The 5,252-nt window shown below is 68.1% G+C and carries 6 protein-coding genes and 1 pseudogene; 2 read left to right on the top strand and 5 right to left on the bottom strand.

What is annotated here, in order from left to right:
- Nucleotides 1-605: 605 nt before the first annotated feature.
- Both ABZ656_RS56295 and ABZ656_RS56290 read left to right on the top strand, forming a co-directional pair.
- Nucleotides 606-1,013, top strand: coding sequence for a tautomerase family protein (locus ABZ656_RS56295; RefSeq protein ID WP_360280255.1), 408 nt, complete (start codon nt 606-608; stop codon nt 1,011-1,013).
- A 64-nt stretch (nt 1,014-1,077) separates the two neighbouring features.
- Nucleotides 1,078-2,001 (top strand): alpha/beta hydrolase, encoded by a 924-nt coding sequence (locus ABZ656_RS56290; RefSeq protein WP_075033970.1) that lies wholly within the window; start codon nt 1,078-1,080, stop codon nt 1,999-2,001.
- Between the two features lie 294 nt (nt 2,002-2,295).
- Here the strand turns inward: ABZ656_RS56290 and ABZ656_RS56285 are convergent, their stop codons facing one another.
- The 5 genes and pseudogenes from ABZ656_RS56285 to ABZ656_RS56265 form a co-directional block, all read right to left on the bottom strand.
- Nucleotides 2,296-2,700 (bottom strand): transposase family protein, encoded by a 405-nt coding sequence (locus tag ABZ656_RS56285; RefSeq protein WP_360280250.1) that lies wholly within the window; start codon nt 2,698-2,700, stop codon nt 2,296-2,298.
- Nucleotides 2,701-3,055: 355 nt separating this feature from the next.
- Nucleotides 3,056-3,370 (bottom strand): annotated as a pseudogene (locus tag ABZ656_RS56280) (enoyl-CoA hydratase/isomerase family protein); the annotation flags it as partial.
- Nucleotides 3,252-3,644 (bottom strand): enoyl-CoA hydratase/isomerase family protein, encoded by a 393-nt coding sequence (locus tag ABZ656_RS56275; protein ID WP_360280258.1) that lies wholly within the window; start codon nt 3,642-3,644, stop codon nt 3,252-3,254. The gene ABZ656_RS56275 and the pseudogene ABZ656_RS56280, both read right to left, overlap by 119 nt.
- Before the next feature lie 92 nt (nt 3,645-3,736).
- A complete protein-coding gene (locus tag ABZ656_RS56270; protein ID WP_360280247.1) occupies nt 3,737-4,639 on the bottom strand; it encodes an alpha/beta hydrolase in 903 nt (300 codons plus the stop codon).
- A complete protein-coding gene (locus tag ABZ656_RS56265) occupies nt 4,636-4,998 on the bottom strand; it encodes a TetR/AcrR family transcriptional regulator (protein WP_360280244.1) in 363 nt (120 codons plus the stop codon). Before ABZ656_RS56265 ends, ABZ656_RS56270 begins: the two co-directional genes overlap by 4 nt.
- Between the last annotated feature and the right edge of the window lie 254 nt (nt 4,999-5,252).

Genomic DNA, 5,252 nt, shown 5'->3' with positions numbered 1-5,252 from the left:
GTCCTGCAGGACGAAGTGCCCGCGAAGGACACGGTGGCAGGCAACCACATGTTCACCAACCCGCAGGCCGCCCGGGCCTGAGACACCGGCCCGGCGAGGCGGGCGGCACGCGCCCCGCGGGCCATGCCGGCCAGCGGCTCGACCGCACTTGCCGTTCCAGGGCTGAGGCCCGACCGACACCTGATGCAAACGAGAGAGACTGGGGTGCCCCGAGGTTTCCGGACAGGTACTACAGCCGGAGATCTTGAGGGTCGGTGATCGGCGGGATCGGTCGGTGGTGCGCCCAGGGCTGTAGGCGGAGCGGAAGTAGGTCGCCGCGGCGTCGGTAGTGGCTGACCTGGGCTCGGGTCTGGTGTCGAAGCCGAGTTCCACGGCCCACTCGGCGAGGGTGTCTGCCCACCGCCGCACATTGCCGACGAGCCCCGGTCCGTCCCCGCGGTCGCCGATCACGCCGATCACGTTGTAGACGCGCCGGAGCGTCCTCGGGTCGCGGCCTGCGCCGGCGGCCGCCTCGCCGATGATCCGCTCTTAGCTAAGCCGAGAAAACAGCCAACTTCATCGCCTCATCTGACCTGAACAACACAACCGAGGAAACACTCATGCCAATGTTTCACGCCCACCTTCCGGCTCAAAAGTTCTCCAGCGATGAGAAGCGGGCTCTGGCGGATGCCTTGAATCTCGCTCTTCATGAAGCCATGGATACACCTATGGATGACCGTTTCGTCATCATCAGTGAGCACAAGGACGATGAATTCTTCATCCATCCGACTTTTCCTGACGTGAAGAGATCCGACAAGCGCATGATCGTAACGGTGACGACCGGTACGAGCAGGACGCTGGAGCAGAAACGCAAGCTCGCGGAGCTGGTCACCCGATACGCCGTAGAAAAGGTTGGCGTCAGCCAGGACGATGTCACCCTGATGATGTATGCCATTCCCTTGGAGAACATGAGCTTCGGCGGTGGAAAGCTGGTCTCTGACATCGACCTCTCTATGCCTTGGGTAAACAAGTAAGGGGGACGAAGCTGCCCTGTTCTTTGGATCGGGCAGCGAAAATGACTTGAAACGGAGACCCACCATGTCCCGACAGCAGCGCCAAGCCCTCGACGCCCTGCACCGCTCCGTCCCGCGCCCCGACACGCAGCCCGCCCCCGCCGAGCTGCGCACCTCGTTCGCCGCGGCCGTGACCCGGCCGGCACCGGAAGGCGTCACCACCCGCAGGACCGTCCTGGGCGGGCGGCCCGCCCTGAGCCTGGAGCCGGCCGGAGCGGCAGACCGCGGACGGCTCCTCTACCTCCACGGCGGCGGCTACGTCGCCGGCTCACCGGACACCCACACCGGCCTCGCCGGTGAACTCGCCGCCCGCGCCGGACTGCGAGCGACATCGGTGGACTACCGGCTGGCTCCCGAGCACCCCTTCCCCGCGGCGGTCGACGACGGACTCGCCGCCTACCGCGACCTGCTGGCGACCGGAGCCGATCCACGAGAGATCGTCGTGGCAGGTGACTCGGCCGGCGGCGGCCTGAGCATCGCCACCCTGCTCGCCGCCCGCGAGGCCGGGCTGCCGCAGCCGGCCGCCGTGGTGGTCTTCTCCCCGTGGGTCGACCTCACCCTCTCCGGAGAGAGCATGCGCACCAAGGAAGACGCCGACCCGATCGTCACCGCGGCCGGTATGCGCGCGTTCGCGGATCTCTACATCGGCTCAGGCAACCGCAACCACCCCCTGGCGAGCCCGGTGTTCGCCGACCTCGCCGGCCTGCCCCCGATACTCGTACAGGTCGGCGCGAACGAGGTGCTCCTCGACGATGCGGTACGTCTGGCCGCCCGCGCGGGCGCGGCCCAGGTCGAGGCCACGCTGGAGATCGGGCCGGGCCTCCCGCACGTCTACCAGACGGAGCACGGGCGTCTCGACGAGGCGGACGCCGCACTCGACCGCGCCGCCCGCTTCCTCGTCAGCCACCTCGGCGCCCTGGCCGACGCCGGTCAGGTACCGGGGCACTGAGCAGGTGCGCTCCCAACCTCTGGTGGACGGCCACAGGCCAATTGCAGGCTGCTCACATAACTCACGGTGCTCAGACCGGTATTGCGAGCCTCCCTGGTCCGCGTTCAGCAGGACGGGCACCAGCGGATCCATCCACGTACACCGATGCCACGACAACGGTCCGTCCGCCTTCGACGACGTCCCCGAGTGAGCGGTGTGCATCGTGGATGCTTGCCGGTCAAGTGGGCTGGTGTGCGTGGGCTCCGGGGTGCTCATGCTGGTAGGGGGGCGGATGACTCCCGGCAAGGTCATCGGTCAGCGGGCGACTTCGCGGTTCGTCAGCACCAGCAGGGCCCTCACCAGGGCGGTCGCCCACTTCGGGTCGGTGCGGACCTTGCCGAGCGCGCGCCAGTTCTTCAGGTGCGCGAAGCCGTGCTCGACCGGTGCCCGGACCGCGGCCAGTGCCTTGTTGGAGAGTTTCTGGCTGCGGGTCAGGGGTCGGTTGCGGGTGGCCTTGTAGCCGGTAATCACCGCCGGGTCGGCGTCCGGGCCGCTGTCGTCGAGACCGACGAAGCCCAGGTCGGCGATCGCGCCGAGCCCGGCCGCCCGTAGCTTCTGCGTGAGCTTGTCGTGACGGCAGGCGGTGATCTCCGAGGCGCGTCCGGGCCTGGCCGCCGAGGCCCACAGCAGGCGGCCGTTGTCGTCGGTGAGTGCGATCACGAGCAGACCATGGCATTTGTACTTCCCGGAGTAGTTCTTCCGGTTCTCGCCCCCGGGTGCGTATCAGCGAGCTGTCCAGCAGGACGATCCCACCACCCTTTCGGGCGATCTTCTTTAAGGCGCGGTCCAGGCGCGCGGCGCGGGCGGCCAGCAGGCCGACGACCTCGCGCACCCAGCGGGTGACGGTGGTGTGGTGCACCCCGTTCCCGCCGGCCAGATCGCCGGGCCGCTGGTCACAGCGCAGCAGGACCGGCCGGGGCTTGCCCGCCCGCAGCGCCGCGGCGGCGGACTCCAGGCCGGCGCGGACGTCCTGTGTCGCGAACAGCGGTACGGACAGGTCGAAGAGATCCCGGTCCGCCGAGGCGGTCCCGCCGAGGGTCCAGCTGTGCAGCAGCGCCTTGTGCGCGGCGTGGGCCAGGGTGGGACCGCAGGCCACTCGGCGGGCGAAGTCCCCGGCATGGCTCAGGAGTTCGTCGTCCGGGACGAGGCGGTTGATGACACTAGTGTCGGCCATGACCTGCGCGGGCACCTGCTCCGAGGTGAGGGCCCACTCAAAGGCGCGGGCGCGGCCGACGCGTTCGGCGACGCGGTAGATCCCCCCGAGGAGAGTGGTGATCCCCAGGGTCTGCTCGGGGTGCCCGAAGCGTGCGCTCTGCCCCGCGAAGACCACGTCGGCACGCAGCGCGAGTTCGAAGCCGCCATCGAAGCAGAGCCCCCTGGACTGCGGCGATGACGGGTACGGGGAGCTGCTCGAAGCGGTTGTACACGTCGAGGTAGCGGTCGAACATTGCCCGCAGTTCCCGCGCCGTCATGCCTCGCCATGCGGTGAAGTCTCCGCCGAAGCTGAAGTCGGGGCCTTCCGCGCGAAGGAGCACGGCGCGGGCCTCGCTGCGCCCAATGTCGGCAACCGCCTCGCCGAGCTCGTCGATCAGTTGCGCGGTCAGGCTGTTCTGCGGCGGATGGGTGAGGACGATCTCGGCGATCGCGGCCTCGTCCTCCTTGCCGAGCAGGTGTAGGTCAGGTGCGGCATGGCCGGTCAGTTCTCCTTCGTGAGGTGATCGCGGAACCAGGCCACGGCCGCCCTGGACGCCGTATCGAACTGTGCGATGTAGGGATCGAAATGGCCGCCGGGGATCAGTTCGAGCCGCTTGGGCTCGAGTGCCTTCTCGTACGCCGCCAGAGCCAGGTCGGTGACGGTGACGGTGTCGCCGGTGGCGACCACCATCAGCAGGGGGGTGGGAGAGACGCGCGCGATCCAGGTGCCGGGCTCGTACATGCGGGCAGCGCGGGTGGAGCGGACCGTCACCTCGTTCTTCCACAGTCCTTCAGGGACGGGCTGCAGATAGAAGTCGATCGCTTCCTGCGTGCGGTAGGACGCCGGCACCGACGGGTCGGCACTCACCAGGGCCTGGCGGCGCGGAGGTTCGCCCCGCAGACGGCCTCGTTCGTCCTCGTTGAACGCCTCCTCCAAGGCGGTGGTCGCCTCCGGTGGGATGCGGCGCAGCCCCTGCTCGTAGCCGCTGATGGTCGGCACCTGCGAGACAACCGCCTTCAGGCGCCGGTCGGTGGCGCCCAGGACGATCGCATGCCCGCCCGCGTAGCTCGTGCCCCACAGGCCGATCCGGTCGGAGTCCACTTCGTCACGGCTCTCCAAGTAGGTGATCGCTCGCCGCCAGTCGGCGATCTGCTGCCAGGGGTCGATGTCCTGGCGGGGCTCACCGTCGCTGGCACCGAACCCGCGGTGGTCGTGGACCAGGACCACGAACCCTTCCTCGGCGAAGACCTCCGCGAAGGGCTCGATGCCGTGCTTGGTCGTGCCGCCGTAGCCGTGGGCCATCGTGATCGCCGGGTGAGGCCCCGGGGTCTCGGGCAGGTACAGCGTGCTGCGCAGCGTCACCGCACCCTCGGCCGGGAAGGAGACTCGTTCTCGCAGGGTCATGAAGGGACACTCCTGGGCAGCGATTGCATACGATAAATGAAAGAGAGTTTCCACGCGTCCCACCCGTCGGCGAGTGAGACGACGTAGCGCTCCAGGCGGGCCATCGGCGAGGTGAGCACCGCGTGCGGGCCGTCCCGCAGTTGCTCGCGGGCGTGTGCGACGAGGCTCTGGCAGTAGTCGGAGAAGACGTGCACATAAAGGTCGTGCTTGTTGCCGAACGCCTTGTAGATGCTGCCCTTGCCCAGGCCGGTCGCTTCCATGAGGTCGTAGGTGGACGTGCCGTCGAATCCGGTGGTCCAGAACCGGTCGCGGACGACATCGAGCACGGTGGTCTCGTCGAAGCCTCGTTTTCGCCCCATGACCTCACGATACCTCATTGTGGTCCAGATGGACCACAATGGTCGGTAACCCGGCCCGTGCCGGCGTGGGGGGATCACCTGGCGCTCCTCGCTTTGTTGACCGATTGGACCACTTCATGCTCCCATTGTGGTCCAGTTAGTCAACAAAGCCGTGTCAGCCGGCAAACCCGTGGAGGACTGATGGCCCAGAGCCGAACGAAGACGAAGACGGAGCGGAACAAGGCCGCCGTCCTCGAATTCCTGACGACCGCGTT

Source organism: Streptomyces sp. NPDC007095 (genome assembly GCF_040634475.1).
Lineage (GTDB): Bacteria > Actinomycetota > Actinomycetes > Streptomycetales > Streptomycetaceae > Streptomyces.
The sequence above is the reverse complement of the archived record's forward strand: the minus strand, read 5'-3'. Positions and strand labels throughout refer to the sequence as shown.

Bases quoted from the DNA above. Each gene is read 5' to 3' on its own strand.
- ABZ656_RS56295 (WP_360280255.1), top strand. From the start codon at position 606: ATGTTTCACGCCCACCTTCCGGCTCAAAAGTTCTCCAGCGATGAGAAG.
- ABZ656_RS56290 (WP_075033970.1), top strand. From the start codon at position 1,078: ATGTCCCGACAGCAGCGCCAAGCCCTCGACGCCCTGCACCGCTCCGTC.
- ABZ656_RS56270 (WP_360280247.1), bottom strand. From the start codon at position 4,639: ATGACCCTGCGAGAACGAGTCTCCTTCCCGGCCGAGGGTGCGGTGACG.
- ABZ656_RS56265 (WP_360280244.1), bottom strand. From the start codon at position 4,998: ATGGGGCGAAAACGAGGCTTCGACGAGACCACCGTGCTCGATGTCGTC.